A 23,526-nucleotide genomic window follows, 5' to 3' on the forward strand; every position below is an offset into this window, starting at 1 on the left:
TTCGACCGGCTGGCCGATGCGCGCCCGATGATCGAATGCCGCGAGGTGCAAAAGCATTACGGCGACTATCACGCGCTGCGCGGCATCGACCTGACCATCCGGGCCGGCGAGTTCTTTTCGCTGCTTGGGCCCTCGGGCTGCGGCAAGACCACGCTCCTGCGCACGATCGCCGGGTTCGAGGACATCTCCTCGGGCGCCGTTCTGATCGACGGCAAGGACATGGAGCGGGTGCCGGCGAACCGGCGGCCCACCAACATGGTGTTCCAGTCCTATGCCATCTTCCCGCATCTGTCGGTGGCCGAGAATGTCGGCTTCGGCCTGCGCCGCGATCCGCGCTCGCGTGCCGAAAAGGCGGCCGCGGTCGAGGAGGCGCTGGAGATGGTCGGGCTGAAGGGCTATGGCACCCGCGCCAGCCATGCGCTTTCCGGTGGGCAGCGCCAGCGGGTGGCCCTGGCCCGCGCGCTGATCCTCAAGCCCAAGGTGCTGCTGCTGGACGAGCCGCTTTCGGCGCTGGACCGCAAGATGCGCGAGCAGATGCAGGTGGAGCTGATCAAGCTGCAGCGCCAGGTCGGCATCACCTTCGTGCTGGTCACGCATGACCAGGAAGAGGCGCTGGTCATGTCCGACCGCATCGCGGTGATGTTCGAGGGCCAGATCGCCCAGCTCGACGGGCCCGAGGCGCTTTATGCCCGCCCGACCAGCCGCCGGGTGGCGAATTTCATCGGTGTGATGAACTTCCTGCCCGCCCGCGTGCTGGGCGAGACGGGCGGGGCGGTGCAGATCGAGGCGCCGGGGCTGGGCCGCGTCGACATTCCCATGACCAATGTCAGCCGCGCCGATCCCGGCGACCAGGGGCCGACGGTCGGCTTCCGGCCCGAGGCGGTCTCGCTGGTGGCGTCCGGCGCGCAGGGTGCGAACCGGGTCACCGAAGGGGTGGTCGACGAGGTCGTCTATTACGGCGACATGACCTATTACGACGTGCGGCTGGACGGCTCGGCTGGCTTCGACGGTCAGGCGCGCCCGGTCCGCATCGCCATGCGCAACGTCTTCGGCCGCGAGGTGCAGGATGTCGGCACCCGCGCGAATGTGAGTTGGTCTCCGGGGTCGCTGGTGCTTTTCCGCTGATCCGGTGCGAAAGCGGCCGCGGCATTCCGCCGACCCTGTTTGCGGCCCCGGCTGGGGCGTGCCACAGTCCCGGCACAACGCAACAGACGGAGATCGAGATGATCGCACGTTTCGCAATTCTGCCCACCCTGGCCCTTGGCCTGACCGCGGGCCTGGCCCTGGCGCAAGAGACGGCGCCGGCCGACCCCGCCGCCCCGCCGGCGACGACCGAGGCGCCTGCCGCGGTGCCGGCGCAGGACAATGGCGCCGCCTATGAAAGCGCGCGCAACCAGTTGGGCGTCCTGGCCTATTGCCAGGAACAGGGCCATATCGACGGCACGGCGGTCGAGATCCAGACCAAGCTTCTGGCGATGATCCCGGCGGGCGATACCGCCATGGGCGATGCCGCCGAAGCCAAGGGCAAGGAAGGCACCGTCTCGGCCATGGGCGTCGAGCGCACGCTGGCCGATGCCGCGACCGAGCAGAACACCACCGAAGAGGCGCTCTGCAAGCAGATGGAAGGCTTGCTGCAACAGCTCGCCTCGCAGGTTCCGGCCTGACGCTTTGCTGATCGTTCCTGGCGCGGGGCCAGTCGCTCGGCCCTTCGCCTCTGGCCGGCTCCTTCGGGGGCCGGCCATTTTCGTCACAAGGACGGCAGGGTGGCCTGCACCTTCTTGGGCAGGGCGCCGCGCACCAGGCGATAGGAATGGCGGATGCGATGCGCCAGTTCGTCCGGTGCCGAATCGAGCGGCAGCGCGACCCAGCTGCGATGCAGATAGGCCGCGCGTTCGGCCACGCCGGTCTCGATCAGGAATTCGGCCATCTCGACGCTGTCGGTCTTGACCGAGACATGGGTGCCGACGGCGCCGGTGACGGCAAAGGTCTTGCCGCCGATCTTCCAGCAATCATGGCCGCCGCCCCAGGGATCCGACCACTCGGCCCCGGGCTGTGCGGCGCAGATCTCGTTGACCAGTTCGCGGCTCATGGGCGGAGTTTTGCAGCCTCTCTTGGCATAGGCAAGACAATGCGTTAAGGCGGGCGCATGAAGGCAGGAACCGCCACCATCCGCTGCATCATTACCGGCTGAAAATTCAGGCGGGCGGTTCATGGTGACCTGACGACGCCCGCAAAGGGGAAGTCATGGTCGAGATCAGGCTGACGAATACCAGGACGCGCCGGAAAGAGGTTTTCCGGCCCATCGACCCGCAGAATGTGCGGCTCTACCTTTGCGGGCCGACGGTCTATGACCGGGCGCATCTGGGCAATGCCCGTCCCGTGGTGGTGATCGACGTGCTGGTGCGGCTGCTGCGCCATCTGCTGGGCGCGGATCACGTCACCTATGTGCGCAACTTCACCGACGTGGACGACAAGATCAACGCCACCGCCCTGGCCCGCAAGGAGGCCGGCACCCCCGGCACGCTGGAAGAGCTGATCCGCGAGCGCACGCATGAGACCATCGGCTGGTATCACGCCGACATGGATGCGCTGGGGGCCGAGCGGCCCGATCACGAGCCGCGCGCCACGGATTACATCGGCGAGATGATCGCCATGATCGAGACGCTGATCGCCGGCGGCCACGCCTATGCCCGGGATGGCCATGTGCTGTTCCGCGTGCGCTCCTATGCCGATTACGGCAAGCTCTCGGGGCGTTCGGTGGACGACATGATCGCCGGCGCCCGGGTCGAGGTCGCGCCCTTCAAGGAAGACCCGATGGACTTCGTGCTGTGGAAGCCGTCGGACGACGAGCTGCCCGGCTGGGACAGTCCCTGGGGCCGGGGCCGTCCGGGCTGGCATATCGAATGCTCGGCCATGTCCTATGAACTGCTGGGCGAAAGCTTCGACATCCATGCCGGCGGGATCGACCTGCAATTCCCGCATCACGAGAACGAGATCGCGCAAAGCTGCTGCGCCCATCCGCACGGGGATTTCGCCCGCGTCTGGCTGCATAACGAGATGCTGCAGGTCGAGGGCAGGAAGATGTCCAAGAGCCTGGGCAATTTCTTCACCGTCCGCGATCTGTTGGACCAGGGTATCCCGGGCGAGGTGATCCGCTTCGTGCTGCTGTCGACCCATTACCGCAAGCCGATGGACTGGACGGCCGAAAAGGCGCGCGAGGCCGAAGCCGTGCTGCGCCGCTGGCGCGGCCTTGTCGCCGGCGTCGAGCCCGCGCCAGGCCCGGCCCCCGCCGTCGTCGCGGCGCTTGCCGACGACCTGAATACCGCCGGGGCGATCGCGGCCTTGCACGAGATGGCGGGGCAGGGCGACGGTCCCGGCCTTTTGGCCGGCGCCCGGATGCTGGGGCTGCTGACCGAGGATCTGGGCGGCTGGATCGCCGAAGGCCCCGACCTGTCGGCGCTGACCGAACGCATGGCCGCGCTGCGCGCCGATGCCAAGGCCAGCAAGGATTTCTCGGCCGTGGATGCGCTCAAGCAGCGTCTTCTGGATGCGGGGGTCGAGGTCCGCATGAGCGCCGCCGGGGTCGAGCTTCTGCCCGGCCCGGATTTCGACGCCGCGAAACTGCCCGAATAACCGAACACCAGCCAGCCGAAGGGGCCACCCCGATGACGCGCCAGCGCCTTTATCTTTACGACACCACGCTCCGCGACGGACAGCAGACCCAGGGCGTGCAGTTCTCCGCCGCCGAGAAGGCAGAGATCGCGCAGATGCTGGACCGGCTGGGCGTGGATTACATCGAGGGCGGCTGGCCCGGCGCCAACCCGACCGACAGCGACTTCTTTGCCCAGGCGCCCGCGACCCGCGCCACCATGACCGCCTTCGGCATGACCAAGCGCACCGGGCGCTCGGCCGATAACGACGACGTGCTGGCGGCGGTGATGAATGCCGGCACCCGCGCCGTCTGCCTGGTCGGCAAGACGCATCCTTTTCACGTCCGCGAGGCGCTGGGGATCTCGCTGGAGGAAAACCTCGACAATATCCGCGCCTCGGTCGCGCATCTGGTGGCTTCGGGGCGCGAGGCGCTGTTCGATGCCGAGCATTTCTTCGACGGCCATGCCGACGATCCCGATTATGCGCTGGCCTGCCTGCATGCCGCGCTGGAGGCCGGCGCGCGCTGGATCGTGCTGTGCGACACCAACGGCGGCACCCTGCCCGAGCGGGTGGGTGAGGTGACCCGCGCGGTGATCGCCGGCGGCATTCCGGGCGAGCGGCTGGGCATCCATTGCCATGACGACACCGGCAATGCGGTGGCCTGCACGCTGGCTGCCGTCGATGCCGGGGCGCGTCAGGTGCAGGGCACGCTGAACGGGTTGGGCGAGCGTTGCGGCAATGCCAGCCTGACCAGCATCATCCCGACCCTGCTGCTGAAAGAGCCCTATCGCTCGGCGCTTGCCACCGGCGTCGCCCCCGAAGGGCTGGCCGGCCTCACGCGCATCTCGCGCCGGCTGGACGAGATCCTGAACCGCGCGCCGACCCGCGCCGCGCCCTATGTCGGCGCCTCGGCCTTTGCCCACAAGGCCGGGCTGCATGCCAGCGCCATCCTGAAGAACCCCGCGACCTACGAGCATGTCGACCCGGCCACGGTGGGCAATGAGCGCATCATCCCGATGTCCAACCAGGCCGGGCAGTCGAACCTGCGCGCCCGCCTTGCCGGGGCGGGGATCGAGGTCGGCCGCGACGATCCGGCCCTGGCGCGCATCCTCGACCTGGTCAAGGCGCGCGAGGATGCGGGCTATGCCTATGACGGCGCGCAGGCCAGCTTCGAGCTGCTGGCCTTGGCCGAGCTGGGCCGGATGCAGCATTACTTCACCGTCGAGCGCTATCGCGTCACCGTCGAGCGGCGCAAGAATGCGCTGGGAAAGCGCATCTCGGTCTCGGAGGCCGTGGTGGTGGTGCAGATCGGCGGCGAGCGCATGCTTTCGGTCAGCGAAAGCCTGGACGAGCAGGGGCATGATCGCGGCCCCGTCAACGCGCTGTGGCGGGCGCTGGCCAAGGATCTGGGCCCGTATCAGGCAGCCATCGACGACATGCATCTGGTCGATTTCCGCGTCCGCATCACCGGCGAAGGGGTCGAGGCGACGACCCGGGTCATCATCGACAGCGCCGACGGCCATGGCCATCGCTGGTCCACCGTCGGCGTCTCGCCCAACATCGTCGATGCCAGCTTCGAGGCGCTGGTCGAGGCGATCCGCTGGAAGCTGATCCGCGACGGGGTGGTGCCGGCATGAGCCTTGAGGATTGCGCCGACGCGCTGCGCGACCACGATCCCGACCGCTTCGGCATCTGCCTGCTGGCGCCGGCCGAGGCGCGGGCGAAGCTCATGACGCTCTATGCGCTGAACCTGGAGCTTGCGCGAGCGCCCCTGGCCTCGACCGAGCCGCTGATCGCCGAGATGCGGTTGCAATGGTGGATCGAACGGCTGGAGGATATCGGCGCGGGCAAGCCGCAATCGCATGAGCTGCTGACGCCGCTGGCCGAAGCCTGGGGTCCGCGCGCCGCCGGTTTCGCGGTCCTGGCCGAAGCCCGCCGCCGGGATGCGGCGCGCGAGCCGCTGGACGGGCCGGATGCGGTGGTCGCCTATGTGCGGGATACGGCGGTGCCGCTGGCGCAGTTCGCGGCCGAGGCCCTGGATGGCACCACCGGGGGCTTCGCGCCCCCGGACCCCCGCGGGGTATTTGGAAAACGGAAAAACACGGAGGTTGCGAGCGTCATCACCGCGCAGGCCGAGGGGGTGGGGCTGGCGCATTGGCTGGCCGCATTGCCGGCCTTGCAGGGGTTGGGGCTGGGGCTTTGGGATGCCGCGCCCGGGGCGCTGGCGCAGATCGCCGGCCATGCCCGGGCGAAACTCGCCGAGGCCAAGGCGCAGCGTCGCCATGTGCCGCGCCGGCTGGCGCCGGTGCTGTTCCCGGGCGCCGGCGTGCGGGCCGCCTTGCAGGCCGCGCCGCGGGGGATCGAGGCACTGGCCGGTGCCGCGCCTTCGGAGTTCCGCCGCCGGCTTGCGCTTGGCGCCTTTGCCCTGACGCATCGCTGGTGGATATGAAAAGGGCGGCCACCGGGGCCGCCCTTCAGCGTTCCGATCTCGTCCGGCTCAGCCGCGCAGGATGGATTTCCCGGCATATTCGGCGGTGGCGCCCAGCATTTCCTCGATGCGGATCAGCTGGTTGTATTTCGCCAGCCGGTCCGAGCGCGCGAGGCTGCCGGTCTTGATCTGGCCGCAATTCGTCGCCACGGCCAGGTCGGCGATGGTGGCGTCCTCGGTCTCGCCCGAGCGGTGCGACATCACCGAGGTATAGCGCGCGCGATCCGCCATGCGCACCGCGTCCAGCGTCTCGGTCAGCGTGCCGATCTGGTTGACCTTGACCAAGAGCGAGTTGCCACAGCCCTTGGCGATGCCCTCGGCCAGACGTGCCGGGTTGGTCACGAACAGGTCGTCGCCGACCAGTTGCACGCGGCCGCCCAGCGTGTCGGTCAGCAGTTTCCAGCCGTCCCAGTCGTCCTCGGCGCAGCCGTCCTCGATCGACAGGATCGGGTAGTCGTTGCACAGTGCTTCCAGGTAGGCGACGTTCTCGGCCGGGCTCAGCGACTTGCCCTCGCCGGCCATCTCGTATTTGCCGCCCTTGAAATATTCGGTCGAGGCGCAGTCCAGCGCCAGCATGATGTCGTCGCCGGGCTGGTAGCCGGCCTTCTCGATGGCCTTGAGGATGAAGTCCAGCGCGTCGCGGGTGCTGCTGAGGTTCGGGGCGAAGCCGCCCTCGTCGCCGACGCCCGTCGCCAGACCCGCCGAGGACAGCTCCTTCTTCAGCGTGTGGAACACTTCCGAACCCATGCGCACGGCCTCGCGGATGTTCTCCGCCGCCACCGGCATGATCATGAATTCCTGGATGTCGATCGGGTTGTCGGCATGTTCGCCGCCGTTGATGATGTTCATCATCGGCACCGGCAGCACGCGGGCGCCCGCACCGCCGACATAGCGGTAGAGCGGCTGCGAGCAGGCCTCGGCCGCGGCCTTGGCCACCGCCAGCGACACGCCCAGGATGGCGTTGGCACCCAGCCGGCCCTTGTTCGGGGTGCCGTCCAGCTCGATCATCATGCGGTCGATGGCGACCTGCTCGGTCGCATCCTCGCCGATCAGGTTCTCGGCGATCTCGCCGTTGACGGCGGCTACGGCCTCCAGCACGCCCTTGCCCAGGTAGCGCGCCTTGTCGCCGTCGCGCTTTTCCACCGCCTCATGCGCGCCGGTCGAGGCGCCCGAGGGAACCGCGGCGCGGCCCATGGTGCCGTCCTCAAGCGTCACATCGACCTCGACCGTCGGGTTGCCCCGGCTGTCCAGTATCTCGCGCGCGAATATGTCGATGATGGCCGTCATGTCTGCGTCCCCCTTGGCTGACGAGCTTTCGCGCTGTTTAACCGCCTTCGCAGTTGCGGAAAAGCGTCATTCTGCCCCGGCCACCCCGTCCTCGCCGGGAATGCGCGAGGTGATGCGCGCCGGGTGGTAGCCGCGCGGCACCTCTTCATGCGCATCGACCGCGAGATCGGCCCAGACCGGCAGGTGGTCCGAGGCCGCCCGTGCCATCTCGTTGTCCAGAACGCCGCAGTCCAGCACCTCGATGCTGCGCGAGACGGCGAAGCGGTCATAGCGCAGGCGCGGGAAGGGTGCGGGCCAACTGGGGCCGGGGGTGACGACGCGCAGCGCCTCCAGTGCCTCAAGCCCGCGGGAATCGTGCCATTCGTTGAAATCGCCGGTCAGCGCCATGCGGTCATGGCCGATGCGCCGCGCCTGGGCGATGATGCGCGACAGTTGTGCCCGGCGGGACGAGCGCATCAGCCCCAGATGCACTGCCACCACCGTGATGCCGGGCAGGCGCAGCACCAGCGCGCCGCGCGGCTCGATCCCCGGCAGCGGCAGGCGGCGGATCTCGGCCTTGCCGCGCAGTTCGGGGCGCAGCAGGATGGTCTGGCCGTGCCAGCCCAGCGAATTCTCGCCGGTGCCCAGGAAGGGGGCGGGGACCATGCCGGTGGTCTTTTCGATCAGCGCGCGCGGCAACGCCTCGGGCCGGGCGCCGAAGCGGAAATCGACCTCTTGCAGGGCGATCACGTCGGCACCCAGTTCGGCGATGACGCGCAGGTTGCGCTCGGGTGCGTGCGGGCCGGTCATGCCGCGGCACTTGTGCAGGTTATAGCTGGCCAGTCTCAGGTGGTCGGGGCTTTTCGGCATGGGGCCTTTCGCTGCTGCTCAGGTGCCGCAGAAGGTGCGGCGGACGATCTCGTCGGGCTGCGGGGCCAGCGCATAGCCGTCCCATTCCGGCCGGTCCTCGAAGGGTGTGCGCAGCGCCGCGTCGAGCGCATGGAAGGGCGCATAATCGCCCTCGCGCCCGGCGGCAATCACTTCCTCGATGCGGTGGTTGCGCGGGATGCGGCACGGATTGGCGCGTGCCATGACCTGCGCCGCGTCGGAAAGGTCGCGGATGCGCGCCTGCCAGCCCTCGGCCCAGGCGTCGAACTGCTCGGGCGCCTTGAATTCGTCGCGCGCGCGGCCGTCCGCCAGCCCGGCGAAGCTGCGGGTGAAATCCGCCTCGTCGGCCGCCATCAGCGTCAGCAGTCGCTCGATGAGCGCGCGGTCCTCGGGCCGTGGGGCGGCGATGCCCAGCTTGGCGGCAAAGCGCCTGAGCCATTCGGCCTGATAGAGTTCGGGAAAGCTGTGGACGATGCGCGTCGCCTCGGCCACCGCCGCGTCGTCATTGCCCATCAGGGGCACCAGGCAACTGGCGAACTGCGCCAGGTTCCAGACCGCGATGTTCGGCTGTTCGTTCCAGGCATAGCGGCCATGGGCGTCGATCGAGCTGAACACCTTGTCGGGCCGGTAGCCGTCCATGAAGGCGCAGGGGCCGTAATCGATGGTCTCGCCCGAGACCGACATGTTGTCGGTGTTCATCACCCCGTGGATGAAGCCGAGCGCCATCCAGCCGGCGATGGTCGCCGCCTGCCGCTCGACCACGCGCTGCAGCAGGTCGGCCGCGCCCGAGGCTTCGGGATAGTGCCGGGCGATGACGTGATCGGCCAGCAGTTGCAGCCGTTGCCGGTCGCCGCGCGCGGCATAGAACTCGAAGGTGCCGACGCGGATATGGCTGGCGGCGACGCGGGTCAGCACCGCGCCGGGCAGCAGCGTCTCGCGGATCACCGTCTCGCCGGTGGTGACGGCCGCCAGGGCCCGCGTGGTCGGGATGCCGAAGGCCGCCATGAACTCGCTGACCAGATATTCGCGCAGCACCGGCCCCAGCCAGGCCCGCCCGTCGCCCCGGCGCGAGAACGGCGTCGGACCCGCGCCCTTGAGCTGGATGTCGAAGCGTGCGCCATCCGGCGCGACCACCTCGCCCAGCAGCACCGCGCGCCCGTCGCCAAGCTGCGGCACGAAGCCGCCGAACTGATGGCCGGCATAGGCCTGGGCGATGGGCTCGGCCCCCTCGGGCAGGGTGTTTCCGGCCAGCATCGCCACCCCCTCGGGGCCGGCAAGCCAGACGGCGTCGAAGCCCAGGCGCTCGGCCAGCGGCCGGTTCAGCGCGACCAGCTTGGGATCGCGCACCGGCGTCGGGCGGGTGCGGGTAAAGAAACCTTCGGGCAGTCGGGCATAGCTGTTGTCGAAGCGGATCATCGCGGCCCTCCATTCGGACATTATCTAACCGCGATTGCCGGAATGTTAAGGGCGGAACGGGCTCAATGCGTCACGCTGGTCGAGAACAGGTTCACGATGACGACACCCGCGACGATCATGGTCAGGCCGATCACCGCCGCGAAATCCAGCCTCTGGCCGAAAAGAAACAGCCCGATCAGCGAGACCAGCACGATGCCCAGCCCGCTCCAGATCGCATAGGCGATGCCCAGCGGCATGGCGCGCAAGGCCAGCGACAGGAAATAGAACGAGCCTGCATAGCACAGCCCCATCAGCAACGTGGGGACCAGGCGGGTGAACTGCTCGCTGCGTTGCAGGAAGGTGGTGCCGACCACTTCAAGGGTGATGGCGGTGAAAAGCGTGACATAGGTCAGGGCCGGCATGGCGTCTCCACTCGTTCGTCGCACAGGCCCGTCTAGCCCGGCCGGCGGGGAAAGTCACGCCGTCCCGGCACCGCGCCCTTGAACCGAGAGGCCCAAGCGCGTATCCCACCCTCTGCCTGATTTTCTCCGCAAGGATGCCACCCCGTGAAATTTCTCGATCTCGCCAAGGTCTATGTCCGCTCGGGCGGCGGGGGCGCGGGTTGCGTGTCCTTCCGCCGCGAGAAATTCATCGAATACGGCGGCCCGGACGGTGGCGACGGCGGGCGCGGCGGCGATGTCTGGGCCGAGGCCGCCCCGGGGCTGAACACGCTGATCGATTTCCGCTTTCAACAGCACTTCTTCGCCAAGTCCGGCGGCCATGGCATGGGGGCGCAGCGCACCGGCGCCTCGGGCGACGACATCGTGCTGCGCGTGCCGGTCGGGACCGAGATCCTGGAAGAGGATCAGGAGACGGTGATCGCCGACCTGACCGAGCCGGGCCAGCGGGTGCTCTTGGCCAAGGGCGGCAATGGCGGCTTCGGCAACCTGCATTTCAAAAGCTCGACCAACCGCGCCCCGCGCCACGCCAATCCCGGCCAGCCGGGGGTGGAGCGCACGCTGTGGCTGCGGCTGAAGCTGATCGCGGATGCGGGTCTGGTGGGCCTGCCCAATGCCGGGAAGTCGACCTTCCTTGCCGCGGTCTCGAACGCGCGCCCCAAGATCGCGGATTATCCCTTTACCACGCTGCATCCCAATCTGGGTGTCGTCGGCGTGGACGGGCATGAATTCGTCATGGCCGACATCCCCGGCCTGATCGAGGGCGCGTCCGAAGGCAGGGGCCTCGGCGACCAGTTCCTTGGCCATGTCGAGCGCTCGCGCGTGCTCCTGCACCTGGTCGACGGCACCGCCGAGGACGTGGCGCTTGATGCCCGCACCATCCTGACCGAGCTTGAGGCCTATTCCCCGGCGCTGGCCGAGAAACCGCGGGTGACGGCACTGAACAAGATCGATGCGCTCGACCCCGAGACGCTGGCAGAGCGCAAGGCGGCGCTGGAGGCCGAGATCGGCGGCCCGGTGCTCTTGATGTCCGGCGTCTCGCGCGAAGGCGTGACCGAGGTGCTGCGCGCGCTCTGGTCGCGGATCGCGCCCTCGCGCAAGCCGGCCGAGGATCGGGAAGACAAGCCGTGGCAGCCGTGACGCCTAAGCTTGGCCGCGCGCAGCGGCTGGTGGTCAAGATCGGCTCGGCGCTGCTGGTGAACGGTGCGGGCCTGCGCGCCGAATGGCTGCGCGCGCTTTGCGACGACGTGGCCCAGGCGCGGGCGCGGGGCACGGATGTGGTGCTGGTCTCATCGGGCGCCATCGCGCTGGGGCGGCAGGTGCTGGGCCTGCCGGCCGGCCCGCTGCGGGTCGAACAGTCGCAGGCCGCCGCCGCCGTGGGCCAGATCAAGCTCGCCCGCGCCTATGAGGAGGCGCTGGCCCCGCATGGCGTCAAGACCGCGCAGCTTCTGGTGACGCTGGACGACACCACCGACCGGCGCCGCTATCTCAACAGCCGCGCGACCATGCAGACGCTCCTGGCCCTCGGCGTGGTGCCCATCGTGAACGAGAACGACACGGTGGCGACCGACGAGATCCGCTTCGGCGACAACGACCGGCTGGCGGCGCAGATCGCCGTGACATGCGGCGCCGACCAGCTCTTGCTGCTCTCGGATGTGGACGGGCTCTATACCGCCAACCCCAAGACCGATCCCACCGCGCGCCACCTGCCGGTGGTCGGGCAGATCACGCCCGAGATCGAGGCCATGGGCGGCGATCCCATCTCGGGCGTCAGCAAGGGCGGCATGAAGACCAAGCTTTTGGCGGCGCGCACGGCAGTGGCCGGGGGCTGCGCCATGGCGATCGCCGAGGGCTCGGTGCTGAACCCGCTTTCCGCCGTGGCGCAGGGCGCGCGGGTGACCTGGTTCCTGCCCGACACCGACCCGCAGGCGGCGCGCAAGCGCTGGATCGCGGCGATGAAGCCTAAAGGCGAGATCACCGTCGATGCCGGCGCGGCGCTGGCGCTGGGGCAGGGCAAGTCGCTGCTGCCGGCCGGCGTGACCGCCGTGTCGGGCCGTTTCGGCCGCGGCGACCCGGTGGTGGTTCTGGACGGCAAGGGCGGGCGGCTCGCCTCGGGTTTGGTGCGCTATTCCTCGACCGAGGCCCGCGCCATCGCCGGCCATCGCAGCGACGAGATCGAGGGCATCCTCGGCTATCCCGGCCGCGCCGCGTTGATCCATCGCGACGACATGGTGGTGTGATATTCCCGGGCGACAACCTCTGCGTCGCGGTCGCATGAGTATTTGAAGAACGAAGAAGCCCGGTGCCGCGCTGAATTTCAGGAAGCGGCACCGGGCTTCTTCGTTCCATAAATACTCATTTGCCACGTTGGTCACAGGGCAGGCGTCGCCCCTTACTCGATCGGGTGCGGCTTGGCGAGCGCGTGGCGGCGCTGGAACAGCCCGCGGATCTGCGACATGCGCACGGCGTTCTTGCCCGGCGCCGGCAGGGCGAGGACGGCATCCCGCAAGAGCGCGATGCCGTCCTCGCTGCGGCCGGGCAGGGTCGCGGGCTGGATCGGCGCGCCGATGGTGACCCGGAAGGGCTGGCCGGCCTTGTTCAGCACCTCGTTGAACAGCGTCACGTCGCGCAGGGTCGGGTGAATCGCGTCCAGCAGGTAGAACAGCGCCGAGTTCCGCGCCCGGATCCGCAAGGGAATGATCGGCGCGTCGAACTTCTTCGCGATCATCGCCGCGCTGGCCATCCAGGGGCGTTCGTGCAGCGTCAGTCCCTGGCGCCTGGCCAGCCGGCCCGAGGGGAAGATCAGGCCGATCCGCCCGCGTCCCAGCGCCTCGCGCGTGTAGTCCATCGTGGCGCGGGTCTTGGCATGGCTGCGCTTTTCCACGCGCCATTCGACCGGGGCGATCAGGCTGTCGAATTGCGGCAGGATGCGCAGGATGTCGTGGTTGGCATAGACGAACAGGTCGTCGCGCACCGCCGAGATCACCGCGTTCAGCATGATGCCGTCGGCAATGCCGGTCGGGTGGTTCGAGACGATCAGCGCCGGGCCGGTGGCCGGGATATGCTCGAGCCCCTCGACCCGCAGGTCGCGCAGGATCAGTCCCGCGATGCGGCGCATGACCTCGTCGGTCGGCAGGTCGCGGTATTCGGCCGCCAGGTCCAGCGTGCGCGGATAGCGCAAGAGCCACATCAGCGCCTGGCGTGCCAGGGCGTGATGGCGACGGCCCGAAAAAAGCCACGGTGCCCGCTCGGCAATCAGCGGATCAAGACGGCGTTTCATGTCCTCGCGGGCATCCATGGAGGCAGTATTGCCGCGCCGGCAGGATGCCCGCAAGAGCGGTTCGGTCGTGGTCAGGCGCCACCGGCAAGGATGCGCGTAACCATCTCGGATGTATTGCGCGACAGGCCCGGCATGGCCGCCAGCCGGCCGAGCGCCGCGCGTGCATGGGCCTGGCGGCCGGCATCGTAGCGCGTCCATGTCTCGAAGGCCGAGCACATGCGCGCGGTGGTCTGCGGGTTCACCGGGTCGAGCCGCATCAGCCAGTCCACGATGAAATCGTAGCCCGAGCCGTCGGCGGCGTGGAAGGCGGCGTGGTTGGCACCCAGCCCGCCGATCAGCGCCCTGAAGCGGTTCGGATTCTTCCAGTCGAAATCCGGCCGCGCGGCAAGGTCGCGGGCCCGGGCCACCGCCTGCCCGGGTGCGGCGCGCAAGGGCTGGACCATGAACCATTTGTCCATGACCAGCCGGTTGTCGGCGAATTCCCGCGCGAAAGCGGCCAGCGCTTCGCTGTCCTTGCCGTTGGCGATCAGGCATTCCAGCGCGCCCTGCCGCTCGGTCATGTTCGAGGCGGCGCCGAACAGCGCCTCGGCCCGCGCCCCGCCGTCGATCCGCGACAAAAGCCCCAGGCAGGCAAGACGCAGGCTGCGCCGCGCGGCGCCTTCGGCATCGGGGCGATAGGGGCCGGGGGTCTGCATCGCATCGTAAAGCCGCGCCAGCGCAGGTTCATGCGCCAAGGCGATGTCGCGGGCCAGCGCCTCGCGCGCGGCATGGATCGCATCGGGGTCGGGGATGTCGCCGCGCGTGGCGATGGTGGTGGCGATCTCTTCCTCGCCGGGCAGCGACAGGCAGAGCGCGGCAAAGGCCGGGTCGGCCTCGGCATCGTCGAGCAACCCGCCGATGGCGCGGCCGAACTCGGCGCCGCCTTCGCCGCCGGTGGCCCGCGTGATCAGCGCATCCAGCGCCAGGTCGTGGCCCGCCTGCCAGCGCGCATAGGCGTCGGTGTCATGCGCAAGCAGCAGCGCCTGCTCGTCCGCCGCGATCTCGCGCGAGACCGTCACCGGCGCCGAAAAGCCGCGCAAGAGCGAGACCACGGGCCGGGCGCCCAGGCCGTCGAAGCGGAAGCTCTGCTCGGCCTCGGTCATCTCCAGAACCGTGGTCGGCAGCACCTCGTCGCCGTTCGGGCCGATCAGGCCAAGCGCGATGGGGATCACCCGCGGCGGCTTTTCGGGCTGGCCGGGGGTCGGCGCGGTCTCTTGCCTAAAGCTCAGGGTCAGCGTTCCGTCCCGCCAGTCCTCGGCCAGCGACAGGCGCGGGGTGCCGGCATCGGTATACCAGCGGCTGAACTGGGTCAGGTCGCGGCCGGTGGCGTCCTCGAAGACCTTGATCCAGTCCTCGATGGTGCAGGCCTGGCCGTCATGGCGGTCGAAATAGAGGTCGAGCGCCTTGCGATAACCGTCATCGCCGACCAGCCGCTTGAGCATGCCGATGACCTCGGCGCCCTTTTCATAGACCGTGGCGGTGTAGAAATTGTTGATTTCCTGATAGTGGTCCGGGCGCGGCGGATGGGCCAGCGGGCCGGCATCCTCGCGGAACTGGCGCGCGCGCAGGGTCTGCACGTCATGGATGCGCTTGACCGCGGCCGAGCGCATGTCGCTGGTGAACTGCTGGTCGCGAAAGACCGTCAGCCCCTCTTTCAGGCAAAGCTGGAACCAGTCGCGGCAGGTGATGCGGTTGCCGGTCCAGTTGTGGAAATATTCATGGCCGATCACCCCCTCGATGCGTTCGTAATCGCCGTCGGTCGCGGTCTCGGCGCTGGCCAGCACCAGCTTGGAGTTGAAGATGTTCAGCCCCTTGTTCTCCATCGCGCCCATGTTGAAGTCGTCCACGGCGACGATGTTGAACACGTCGAGGTCGTATTCGCGCCCGTAAGCCTCTTCGTCCCATTTCATCGAGCGGATCAGCGATTCCATCGCATAGCCGGCGCGGTCCTGGTCGCCGGGCCGCACCCAGACGTTCAGCGCTACCTTGCGGCCCGACATGGTGGTGAAGCCGTCCGGGACCGCCACCAGGTCGCCGGCGACCAGCGCGAAAAGATAGGCGGGCTTCGGCCAGGGATCGTGCCAGACCGCCTGGCCCGCCCCCTGCAAGACCGGGTTGCCGTTCGACAGCAGCACCGGCTTGTCCGAGCGGATGGTGACGCGGAAGGGCGCCATCACGTCCGGGCGGTCGGGATACCAGGTGATGTGGCGAAAGCCCTCGGCCTCGCATTGCGTGCAGAACATGCCGCCGGACAGATAGAGCCCCTCCAGCGCGGTATTGGCCTCGGGGTCGATCTCGACCTCGGCCGAGAAGGTGAAGGCGTCGGGCAGGTCGGCGGCGGGGATCGCCAGCCGCTCGCCCTGGGCAAGCGCGAGGTCGAGCGGCTTGCCGTCGATCGCCAGCGCCAGCGTCTGCAGGCCCGCGCCGTCCAGCACCAGGTCGCCCGCACCCTTGCGGCGAAAGTCGATCTGCGAGCGCACGCGGGTCGTGCGCGGGGCAAGATCGAACTCCAGCCGGGTCTCGGCGATCTCGTAGGGATAGGGGCGCCAATCGGCGAGGTATTGCGTGACGGTCATGCGGCACCTTATAGGCAGGGTATAGGCAGACGAAAAAAATTCGACGGCACGGGGAACTTGTGCGAAACCCAAGTGTTAGACGCAGGATAGCCGGGTCGCAAGCCGGGGGCCTCGCCTTCTGCGCCGACCAGTCGCAAAGCAAGAATCAAAAGAGCGAGGAACCTTGAATGGCCCATTATGACCCGAACGATCCGAAGCGGACGGAAGGCACCGATCCCCAGCAACCGGCCGCTGCCCCCGAAACCTATGTCGAGCCGGTCGAGCGCCGCGCCTCTCCGCTGCCGCTGATCATCGGCATCCTGCTGGCATTGGCCATCGCCTATTTCGTGCTGCAATACTTCATGGGCAACGGCGAAGGGGCCACGACGACCGGCGAGGATGCCGCCGTGACCACCACCGAGCCCGCCGACAGCACCGCCGACGCGCCGGCCGGAACCACGACCGAACCCCCCGCCGCAACGGACACCACCGCGACCGAGCCGGCTGCGACCGAGACGCCGGCCGAGGCGGCCTCGGATGCCGCCGATGACGCCGCCGCGGCTGCCGAGAACGCCGCCGATGCTGCGGGCGAGGCTGCCAGTGAAGCCGCCACCGCCGTCGAAAGCGGTGCCGAGGCCGCGGGCGAGGCGATGGGCGAGGCGGCCGAGGATGCCACCACCGCTGCCGGCGAAGCCGCCCAAGAGGCTGCCGAAGCCGCGGGCGAGGCCGCAACCGCCGCCCAGGATGCCGCCGAGAACGCCGCCGAGGCTGCGGGCGAGGCGTTGCAAGACGCAGGCGAGGCGCTGGACGACGCCATCACCGTCGAGGAAGAGCCGGCGACCACCGTGCCTCCGGCCGGTGAAACCACCACCACGCCCCCCGCGAACAACTGATCGCCCCATGCGGGTGCGTGCCGCCGTCCGGTTTTCCGGGCGGCGGATTTTCAATTTTCCCGAAAGGATGAATTGCGGAATCCTTGAGGATTGGGCCGGTTGAAACATTCGGCCGTTTGGCATACCACGGTGCACCAAACCAGCCGGACATGAAGCAAGGGGAAGTGCGATGGGTCGCGTGGAAAAGGCAGGATTGCGGGTGGACGAGACGCTTGCCGCCTTCATCAACGAGCGTGCGCTGCCCGGCAGCGGGGTCGAGCCGCGCCGGTTCTGGGAGGGGCTTTCGACGCTGATCCACGAGTTCGGCCCCCGCAACCGCGCGCTGCTGGACCGGCGCGACGAGCTGCAATCGGCCATCGACGGCTGGCACATCGCCCATCGCGCCGAGCCGAAGGATACCGGCGCATACCGCGATTTCCTGGCCGAGATCGGCTATCTGGTTCCCGAGGGCGAGGATTTCCAGATCGAGACCCCCGAGACCGACCCGGAATTCTCCAGCATCGCCGGGCCCCAGTTGGTGGTGCCGATCACCAATGCGCGCTATGCGCTGAACGCGGCCAATGCCCGCTGGGGCAGCCTTTACGACGCGCTTTACGGCACCGATGCCCTGGGCGACCTGCCGCAAGGCAAGGGCTATGACGCCGCGCGCGGCGCGCGCGTCATTGCCTGGGGCCGTGATTTCCTCGATACGGCCGCGCCGCTGGCCGAGGGTTCCTGGGCCGCGATTGAGGGGCTGTCGGTCAAGGACGGCGCGCTGGTCCCGGCGCTGCGCGAAGGGGCCAAGTTCGCCGGCCATCGCGGCGAGGCCGAAAAGCCGACCGACATCTTCCTGAAGAACCACGGGCTGCTGATCCGCATCGTCATCGATCCGTCCACGCCGGTCGGCGCGCAGGACAAGGCGGGCATCTCGGACATCGTGATCGAATCGGCGCTGTCGGCGATCATGGATTGCGAGGATTCCGTCGCCTGCGTCGATGGCGAGGACAAGGCGCTGGCCTATGCCAACTGGCTGGGCCTGATGGATGGCACCCTGGCCGAAGAGGTCGAGAAGGGCGGCAAGACCTTTACCCGCCGCCTCAATCCCGACGTGACCTTCACTGCGCCCGACGGCTCGGAAGTCACCGCCAAGGGTCGCGCGCTGATGCTGGTGCGCAATGTCGGCCACCTGATGACCACGCCCGCCGTGCTGGATCGCGACGGGGGCGAGGTCTATGAGGGGCTGCTGGACGCCATGGTCACCGCGCTTTGCGCCAAGCGCGACCTGGACCGCGAGGGGCCGAAGAACTCGGTCACGCAATCGATCTATGTGGTGAAACCCAAGATGCACGGGCCCGAGGAGGTCGCCTTCGCCTGCGAGATCTTCGATTTCGTCGAGGATGTGCTGGGCCTGCCGCGCCATACCGTCAAGCTGGGCATCATGGACGAGGAGCGCCGCACCTCGGCCAACCTCAAGGAATGCATCCGCGCCGCCAAGCACCGCGTGGCCTTCATCAACACCGGCTTCCTCGACCGCACCGGGGACGAGATCCACACCTCGATGGAGGCGGGCGCCATGCTGGCCAAGGGCGAGATGAAGGCGCAGCCCTGGATTTCGGCCTACGAGGATCGCAACGTCGATATCGGCCTGGCCTGCGGGCTGGCCGGCAAGGCGCAGATCGGCAAGGGCATGTGGGCGATCCCGGACCGGATGGCCGAGATGCTGGAGCAGAAGATCGCCCATCCCATGGCCGGCGCCAATACCGCCTGGGTGCCCAGCCCGACCGCCGCGACGCTGCATGCGACGCATTACCACAAGGTCGATGTCTTTGCCCGCCAGGCCCAGATCGCGGCGCTGCGCCGGCCCTCGCGGCTGGACGACCTGCTGACCATCCCGCTGGCCGGCGGCCGCAACTACAGCGAGGCCGAGATCACCCGCGAGCTGGAGAACAACTGCCAGGGCATCCTGGGCTATGTCGTGCGCTGGATCGACCAGGGCGTCGGCTGCTCGAAGGTGCCGGACATCAACGATGTCGGGCTGATGGAGGACCGCGCCACGCTGCGCATCTCGGCCCAGTCGCTGGCGAACTGGCTGCATCACGGCATCGTATCGGACGGGCAGGTGATGGACGCCTTCCGCAAGATGGCCGTGGTGGTGGACCGCCAGAATGCGGACGATCCGGCCTATGCGCCGATGGCGCCGGGCTATGACGGCGTGGCCTTCCAGGCGGCCTGCGACCTGGTCTTCCTGGGCCGCATGCAGCCCTCGGGCTATACCGAGCCGGTGCTGCATGCCCGCCGCCTGCAGGCCAAGGCCGAGCAGGCGCAAAAGGCCGCGTGATCGCGCGGCTGGCCGCCCTGCCGCCGGCCTGGCTGGTGCTGTTCGCATCGGCCGGGGCGGTGCTGGGATGGCTGGTCCCGCTGGGCCCGCCCGTCGCCTTGCGATGGGCGGGCCTTTTGCTGATCGGGGCGGCGCTGGCCCTGATGCTCTGGGCGGCGCTGACCATGGCGCGGGCGCGCACCACCGTCATGCCCGGCCGCCGCCCCGAGGCGCTGGTGACCACCGGCCCGTTCCGCTTCTCGCGCAATCCGATCTATCTGGGCGACCTGATTCTGCTGGCCGGGCTGATGCTGGCGCTGCGGACCCCGGCGGGCCTGGTCACGGTGCCCGCCTTCGCCCTGTTCCTGCAACGCCGCTTCATCCTGCGCGAAGAGGCCGTCATCGCCGCCGCTTTCGGTTCCGCCTATGACCGCTATAGGATGCAGGTCAGGCGCTGGATCTAGGGAGGGCATCATGGAACGCTCGCGCATCAACCGCATCATGGCCGAGGCGGCCGAGCTGATCGGCAAGGCAGGCTTTCACCTGCCGCCCTTTGCGCATTGGAGCCCCGGGGAGTTCCGCACGCGCGCCACCCCCGCCATCCGCGAGGGCCGGCTGGGCTGGGACATCACCGATTACGGCCAGGGCGATTTCGATCGGCTGGGCCTGTTCCTGTTCACCCTGCGCAACGGCCGGCTGGCCGACCTCCAGGCGGGCAGGGGCATGGTCTATGCCGAAAAGCTGCTGATCTCGCAGGAAAACCAGATCAGCCCGATGCACACCCATGTCATCAAGACCGAGGATATCATCAACCGCTGGGGTGCCACGCTGGCGATCCGGCTTTGCGGCTCGGACGCGCAGGGGCGCATGGACCGCAACGCGCCCTGCCGGGTCGATTGCGACGGCATCCCGCGCGAGATCGCGCCGGGCGGCGTGCTGCGGCTGTCGCCGGGCGAATCCGTGACGCTGCGCCCGGGCGACTGGCACGAGTTCTGGGCCGAGGGCGGGCCGGTGCTGATCGGCGAGGTCTCGACGGTGAACGACGACCTGACCGATAATATCTTCGCAGCCCCGATCGGCCGGTTCGCGAATGTCGTCGAGGACGAGGCGCCGCTGCACCTTCTGGTCAGCGATTACGATTCTGACGTGGCGTAACATTTCGGGATCGCACGCGCCGTCACGCCCTTGTGAAAGATTGTTGCGCTCTGCTATGGGGAACGCTGAAAGACGCTAACATGGGAGGTGGCCTCGTGAAGATCGGCGCTTTGAAGGAGAGTTTTGAGGGGGAGGCTCGGGTGGCGGTGACTCCGTCCTCTGCGGCGCATCTGCGCAAGCTTGGGCATGAGGTTTACGTCGAGGCTGGCGCGGGGGTGCGTGCGGGCTTTTCCGACACCGCCTATGAGGCGGCGGGCGTCACCGTCGAGCCCAATGCCGCGGCGCTGATCGGCGATGTGGACGTGGTGGTCAAGGTCCGCCCGCCGAGCGAGGGCGAGCTGCGGCAGATGCGGCGCGGCCAGGTGCTGATCTCGCATTTCTGGCCGGCGCAGAACCCGGACCTCCTGGAGCTGGCGCGCGAGCAGGGCGTCACCGCCATCGCCATGGACATGGTGCCGCGCATCTCGCGCGCGCAGAAGATGGATGCGCTGTCGTCGATGGCCAATATCGCCGGCTACCGGGCGGTGATCGAGGCGGCGAACAATTTCGGCCGCTTCTTCACCGGCCAGGTCACCGCGGCGGGCAAGGTGCCGCCGGCCAAGGTGCTGGTGGTCGGCGCCGGCGTCGCGGGGCTTGCGGCCATCGGCGCGGCGGTCAGCCTGGGCGCGCAGGTCTATGCCTTCGACGTGCGCCCCGAGGTGGCCGAGCAGATCGAATCGATGGGCGCGGAATTCGTCTATCTGGATTTCCAGGACCAGGTCCAGGACGGGGCCGCCACCGGCGGCTATGCCGCGCCCTCGTCCCCCGAGTTCCGGGAAAAGCAGCTCGAGAAGTTCCGCGAACTCGCGCCCGAGATGGACATCGTCATCACCACGGCGCTGATCCCCGGCCGCGACGCGCCCAAGCTGTGGACCGCCGACATGGTCGAGGCGATGAAGACCGGCTCGGTCATCGTCGATCTGGCGGCCGAGCGCGGCGGCAACTGCGACCTGACCGTCCCGGACGAGCGCATCGTCACCGAAAACGGCGTGGTCATCATCGGCTATACCGATTTCCCGTCGAGGATGGGCGCGCAAGCCTCTGAACTCTATGGCAACAATATCCGCCACATGCTCTCGGACCTGACGCCGGGCAAGGACGGCGTCATCGTGCAGAACATGGAGGACGACGTGATCCGCGGCTCGACCGTCGCCTTCGACGGCGACGTGACCTGGCCGCCGCCGCCGCCCAGGATCGCAGCCATCGCCGCCGCGAAGCCCAAGGAAAAGCCCAGGGAACTGACCCTCGAGGAACGGCGCGACAAGGAAATCGCCGAGTTCCGCGCCCAGACCCGCAGCCAGGTGACGCTGCTCGGCGTCGGCGCGGTGCTGATGCTGCTGGTGGGGCTGTTCGCGCCCGCGAGCTTCCTGTCGCATTTCATCGTCTTCGTGCTGGCGGTCTTTGTCGGCTTCCAGGTGATCTGGAACGTCAGCCATTCGCTGCACACGCCCTTGATGGCGATCACCAACGCCATCTCGTCGATCATCATCGTCGGCGCGCTTCTGCAGATCGGCTCGGGCGGCTGGCTGGTGGTGCTTCTCGCGGCGCTGTCGGTGCTGATGGCGGGCGTCAACATCTTCGGCGGCTTCCTGGTCACGCGCCGGATGCTCGCCATGTTCCAGAAGTCGTAAGGGAGAGGGGCGCATGGAATACGGATTCACCACCGCCGCCTATGTGGTCGCGGCCGTCCTGTTCATCCTGTCCCTGGGCGGGCTTTCGGGCCAGGAAAGCGCCAAGCGCGCGGTCTGGTACGGCATTGCCGCCATGGCGCTGGCCGTCGTGGCAACGCTGATCGGGCCGGGCCATGGCAATTGGGGGCTGACGCTGGTCATGCTGGCCATCGGCGGCGCCATCGGCTGGGTCGTGGCCAAGCGGGTGCAGATGACCGAGATGCCGCAACTGGTCGCGGCCATGCACAGCCTCGTCGGCCTGGCCGCGGTGCTGATCGGCTTCAACGCCCAGTTCGAGCTGGGCCGGGTGCTGCGCGCCCGCGCCGCCGACGCGGCGGCCGAGTTCCACGGCTTCGCCGCGGTTCTGGCGCACAAGACCCCGGCCGAGATCGCCATGCTCAAGGTCGAGGTGGCGCTGGGGATCTTCATCGGCGCGGTGACCTTCACCGGCTCGATCGTGGCCTTCGGCAAGCTGGCCGGCAAGATCGACGGCAAGCCCAGGAAGCTGCCGGGCGGGCATATGCTGAACGCCGGTGCGGCGGCGCTGTCGCTCTTGTCGGTGATCCTCTACTGCACTGCCGGCGCGCCGGTGCTGTGGCTGGCGCTGATCACGCTGCTGGCGTTCTTCATCGGCTATCACCTGATCATGGGCATCGGCGGCGCCGACATGCCGGTGGTGGTGTCGATGCTGAACAGCTATTCCGGCTGGGCGGCGGCGGCCATCGGCTTCACGCTGGGCAACGACCTCTTGATCGTGGTGGGCGCGCTGGTCGGCTCCTCGGGTGCGATCCTGAGCTACATCATGTGCAAGGCCATGAACCGCAACTTTGTCAGCGTGATCCTGGGCGGCTTCGGCGGCGAGACCGGCCCGGCGATGGAGATCGAGGGCGAGCAGGTGGCCATCGACGCCGACAGCGTGGCGGCGGCACTGAACGATGCCGACGAGATCGTGATCGTGCCGGGCTACGGCATGGCGGTGGCGCAGGCCCAGCAATCGGTCAGCGAACTGACCCGCAAGCTGCGTGCCAAGGGCAAGAACGTGCGCTTTGCCATCCATCCTGTGGCGGGCCGTCTGCCCGGGCACATGAACGTGCTCCTGGCCGAGGCCAAGGTGCCCTATGACATCGTGCTGGAGATGGACGAGATCAACGAGGATTTCCCGAATACCGACGTGGCGATCGTGATCGGCTCGAACGACATCGTGAACCCGGCGGCGCAGGAGGACCCGAACTCGCCCATCGCCGGCATGCCGGTGCTGGAGGTCTGGAAGGCCAAGCAGGTCTTCGTCAGCAAGCGCGGCCAGGGCACCGGCTATTCCGGCATCGAGAACCCGCTGTTCTACAAGGAAAACACCCGCATGTTCTATGGCGACGCCAAAAAATCCATCGACCAGCTCCTGCCGATGATCGAGTGAGGGGGCGGACAGCGCGAAACGAAGAAAGCGGGCCGAACG

20 protein-coding genes are annotated in these 23,526 nt (G+C 68.4%); 13 read left to right on the top strand and 7 right to left on the bottom strand.

Annotated elements, in window-relative coordinates; genetic code table 11:
• The first annotated feature begins 27 nt into the window (after nucleotides 1–27).
• Together QPR87_RS04595 and QPR87_RS04600 are read left to right on the top strand one after the other, a co-directional pair.
• The gene (locus QPR87_RS04595; protein ID WP_285048680.1) at nucleotides 28–1,125 is read left to right on the top strand and encodes an ABC transporter ATP-binding protein; all 1,098 of its coding nucleotides are present in this window, start codon (nucleotides 28–30) and stop codon (nucleotides 1,123–1,125) included.
• A 98-nt stretch (nucleotides 1,126–1,223) separates the two neighbouring features.
• Nucleotides 1,224–1,664 (top strand): pore-forming ESAT-6 family protein, encoded by a 441-nt coding sequence (locus QPR87_RS04600; RefSeq protein ID WP_011750299.1) that lies wholly within the window; start codon nucleotides 1,224–1,226, stop codon nucleotides 1,662–1,664.
• Nucleotides 1,665–1,747: 83 nt separating this feature from the next.
• Here QPR87_RS04600 and QPR87_RS04605 read toward each other — a convergent pair whose 3' ends face one another.
• Nucleotides 1,748–2,089, bottom strand: coding sequence for an MmcQ/YjbR family DNA-binding protein (locus QPR87_RS04605; protein ID WP_011750298.1), 342 nt, complete (start codon nucleotides 2,087–2,089; stop codon nucleotides 1,748–1,750).
• A 155-nt stretch (nucleotides 2,090–2,244) separates the two neighbouring features.
• On the opposite strand from QPR87_RS04605, the gene cysS reads away from it, so the two are divergent.
• The 3 genes from cysS to QPR87_RS04620 are packed head-to-tail and all read left to right on the top strand — an operon-like array spanning nucleotide 2,245 to nucleotide 6,100.
• Nucleotides 2,245–3,633 (top strand): cysteine--tRNA ligase, encoded by a 1,389-nt coding sequence (gene cysS / locus QPR87_RS04610; protein ID WP_011750297.1) that lies wholly within the window; start codon nucleotides 2,245–2,247, stop codon nucleotides 3,631–3,633.
• Nucleotides 3,634–3,665: 32 nt separating this feature from the next.
• The gene (cimA, locus tag QPR87_RS04615) at nucleotides 3,666–5,288 is read left to right on the top strand and encodes a citramalate synthase (protein ID WP_285048573.1); all 1,623 of its coding nucleotides are present in this window, start codon (nucleotides 3,666–3,668) and stop codon (nucleotides 5,286–5,288) included.
• On the top strand, nucleotides 5,285–6,100 hold the full coding sequence (locus QPR87_RS04620; RefSeq protein ID WP_285048574.1) for a squalene/phytoene synthase family protein: 816 nt from the start codon (nucleotides 5,285–5,287) through the stop codon (nucleotides 6,098–6,100). Before cimA ends, QPR87_RS04620 begins: the two co-directional genes overlap by 4 nt.
• A 48-nt stretch (nucleotides 6,101–6,148) precedes the next feature.
• Here QPR87_RS04620 and eno read toward each other — a convergent pair whose 3' ends face one another.
• The 4 genes from eno to QPR87_RS04640 form a co-directional block, all read right to left on the bottom strand.
• A complete protein-coding gene (gene eno / locus QPR87_RS04625; protein WP_011750294.1) occupies nucleotides 6,149–7,426 on the bottom strand; it encodes a phosphopyruvate hydratase in 1,278 nt (425 codons plus the stop codon).
• 66 nt (nucleotides 7,427–7,492) lie between these two features.
• Entirely contained in the window at nucleotides 7,493–8,275 is a 783-nt protein-coding gene (locus QPR87_RS04630) for an endonuclease/exonuclease/phosphatase family protein (RefSeq protein WP_011750293.1), read from the bottom strand.
• A gap of 18 nt (nucleotides 8,276–8,293) precedes the next feature.
• Nucleotides 8,294–9,709: a protein adenylyltransferase SelO gene (locus QPR87_RS04635; protein WP_285048575.1), complete on the bottom strand. Its 1,416-nt coding sequence runs from the start codon at nucleotides 9,707–9,709 to the stop codon at nucleotides 8,294–8,296.
• Nucleotides 9,710–9,771: 62 nt separating this feature from the next.
• Entirely contained in the window at nucleotides 9,772–10,110 is a 339-nt protein-coding gene (locus QPR87_RS04640; protein ID WP_011750291.1) for a DMT family transporter, read from the bottom strand.
• A gap of 144 nt (nucleotides 10,111–10,254) precedes the next feature.
• On the opposite strand from QPR87_RS04640, the gene obgE reads away from it, so the two are divergent.
• Both obgE and proB read left to right on the top strand, forming a co-directional pair.
• Complete coding sequence (gene obgE / locus QPR87_RS04645; RefSeq protein ID WP_230999817.1) at nucleotides 10,255–11,286, top strand: GTPase ObgE; 1,032 nt, start codon at nucleotides 10,255–10,257, stop codon at nucleotides 11,284–11,286.
• Entirely contained in the window at nucleotides 11,274–12,386 is a 1,113-nt protein-coding gene (gene proB, locus QPR87_RS04650) for a glutamate 5-kinase (protein ID WP_285048576.1), read from the top strand. The genes obgE and proB overlap by 13 nt, the downstream gene beginning before the upstream one ends.
• Nucleotides 12,387–12,538: 152 nt before the next feature.
• On the opposite strand, the gene QPR87_RS04655 is transcribed toward proB, so the two are convergent.
• Nucleotides 12,539–13,426, bottom strand: a complete 888-nt coding sequence (locus QPR87_RS04655; RefSeq protein ID WP_502921596.1) for a 1-acyl-sn-glycerol-3-phosphate acyltransferase — start codon at nucleotides 13,424–13,426, stop codon at nucleotides 12,539–12,541.
• Nucleotides 13,427–13,497: 71 nt separating this feature from the next.
• Entirely contained in the window at nucleotides 13,498–16,041 is a 2,544-nt protein-coding gene (gene pepN, locus QPR87_RS04660; protein WP_285048578.1) for an aminopeptidase N, read from the bottom strand.
• 167 nt (nucleotides 16,042–16,208) lie between these two features.
• On the opposite strand from pepN, the gene QPR87_RS04665 reads away from it, so the two are divergent.
• The 6 genes from QPR87_RS04665 to QPR87_RS04690 all read left to right on the top strand — a co-directional run bounded on the left by QPR87_RS04665 (nucleotide 16,209) and on the right by QPR87_RS04690 (nucleotide 23,487).
• Complete coding sequence (locus QPR87_RS04665) at nucleotides 16,209–16,913, top strand: hypothetical protein (protein WP_104491011.1); 705 nt, start codon at nucleotides 16,209–16,211, stop codon at nucleotides 16,911–16,913.
• Between the two features lie 169 nt (nucleotides 16,914–17,082).
• Nucleotides 17,083–19,230 (top strand): malate synthase G, encoded by a 2,148-nt coding sequence (locus tag QPR87_RS04670; protein WP_285048579.1) that lies wholly within the window; start codon nucleotides 17,083–17,085, stop codon nucleotides 19,228–19,230.
• Nucleotides 19,227–19,673: a methyltransferase family protein gene (locus QPR87_RS04675; RefSeq protein ID WP_285048580.1), complete on the top strand. Its 447-nt coding sequence runs from the start codon at nucleotides 19,227–19,229 to the stop codon at nucleotides 19,671–19,673. Before QPR87_RS04670 ends, QPR87_RS04675 begins: the two co-directional genes overlap by 4 nt.
• Nucleotides 19,674–19,683: 10 nt before the next feature.
• Nucleotides 19,684–20,364, top strand: a complete 681-nt coding sequence (locus tag QPR87_RS04680; protein ID WP_011750283.1) for a D-lyxose/D-mannose family sugar isomerase — start codon at nucleotides 19,684–19,686, stop codon at nucleotides 20,362–20,364.
• A gap of 95 nt (nucleotides 20,365–20,459) precedes the next feature.
• A complete protein-coding gene (locus tag QPR87_RS04685; RefSeq protein WP_285048681.1) occupies nucleotides 20,460–22,034 on the top strand; it encodes a Re/Si-specific NAD(P)(+) transhydrogenase subunit alpha in 1,575 nt (524 codons plus the stop codon).
• A gap of 13 nt (nucleotides 22,035–22,047) precedes the next feature.
• Nucleotides 22,048–23,487: an NAD(P)(+) transhydrogenase (Re/Si-specific) subunit beta gene (locus tag QPR87_RS04690; RefSeq protein WP_285048582.1), complete on the top strand. Its 1,440-nt coding sequence runs from the start codon at nucleotides 22,048–22,050 to the stop codon at nucleotides 23,485–23,487.
• Nucleotides 23,488–23,526: the final 39 nt, after the last annotated feature.

Origin of the sequence: Paracoccus sp. SSJ (assembly GCF_030234105.1) — a bacterium.
Taxonomy (GTDB): Bacteria; Pseudomonadota; Alphaproteobacteria; order Rhodobacterales; family Rhodobacteraceae; genus Paracoccus; species Paracoccus denitrificans.

Bases quoted from the DNA above. Each gene is read 5' to 3' on its own strand.
- QPR87_RS04630 (WP_011750293.1), bottom strand. From the start codon at position 8,275: ATGCCGAAAAGCCCCGACCACCTGAGACTGGCCAGCTATAACCTGCAC.
- QPR87_RS04665 (WP_104491011.1), top strand. From the start codon at position 16,209: ATGGCCCATTATGACCCGAACGATCCGAAGCGGACGGAAGGCACCGAT.
- QPR87_RS04655 (WP_502921596.1), bottom strand. From the start codon at position 13,426: ATGAAACGCCGTCTTGATCCGCTGATTGCCGAGCGGGCACCGTGGCTT.
- QPR87_RS04595 (WP_285048680.1), top strand. From the start codon at position 28: ATGATCGAATGCCGCGAGGTGCAAAAGCATTACGGCGACTATCACGCG.
- QPR87_RS04620 (WP_285048574.1), top strand. From the start codon at position 5,285: ATGAGCCTTGAGGATTGCGCCGACGCGCTGCGCGACCACGATCCCGAC.
- pepN (WP_285048578.1), bottom strand. From the start codon at position 16,041: ATGACCGTCACGCAATACCTCGCCGATTGGCGCCCCTATCCCTACGAG.
- QPR87_RS04640 (WP_011750291.1), bottom strand. From the start codon at position 10,110: ATGCCGGCCCTGACCTATGTCACGCTTTTCACCGCCATCACCCTTGAA.
- QPR87_RS04690 (WP_285048582.1), top strand. From the start codon at position 22,048: ATGGAATACGGATTCACCACCGCCGCCTATGTGGTCGCGGCCGTCCTG.
- cimA (WP_285048573.1), top strand. From the start codon at position 3,666: ATGACGCGCCAGCGCCTTTATCTTTACGACACCACGCTCCGCGACGGA.
- QPR87_RS04605 (WP_011750298.1), bottom strand. From the start codon at position 2,089: ATGAGCCGCGAACTGGTCAACGAGATCTGCGCCGCACAGCCCGGGGCC.
- QPR87_RS04670 (WP_285048579.1), top strand. From the start codon at position 17,083: ATGGGTCGCGTGGAAAAGGCAGGATTGCGGGTGGACGAGACGCTTGCC.
- cysS (WP_011750297.1), top strand. From the start codon at position 2,245: ATGGTCGAGATCAGGCTGACGAATACCAGGACGCGCCGGAAAGAGGTT.
- QPR87_RS04680 (WP_011750283.1), top strand. From the start codon at position 19,684: ATGGAACGCTCGCGCATCAACCGCATCATGGCCGAGGCGGCCGAGCTG.
- QPR87_RS04635 (WP_285048575.1), bottom strand. From the start codon at position 9,709: ATGATCCGCTTCGACAACAGCTATGCCCGACTGCCCGAAGGTTTCTTT.
- QPR87_RS04600 (WP_011750299.1), top strand. From the start codon at position 1,224: ATGATCGCACGTTTCGCAATTCTGCCCACCCTGGCCCTTGGCCTGACC.
- eno (WP_011750294.1), bottom strand. From the start codon at position 7,426: ATGACGGCCATCATCGACATATTCGCGCGCGAGATACTGGACAGCCGG.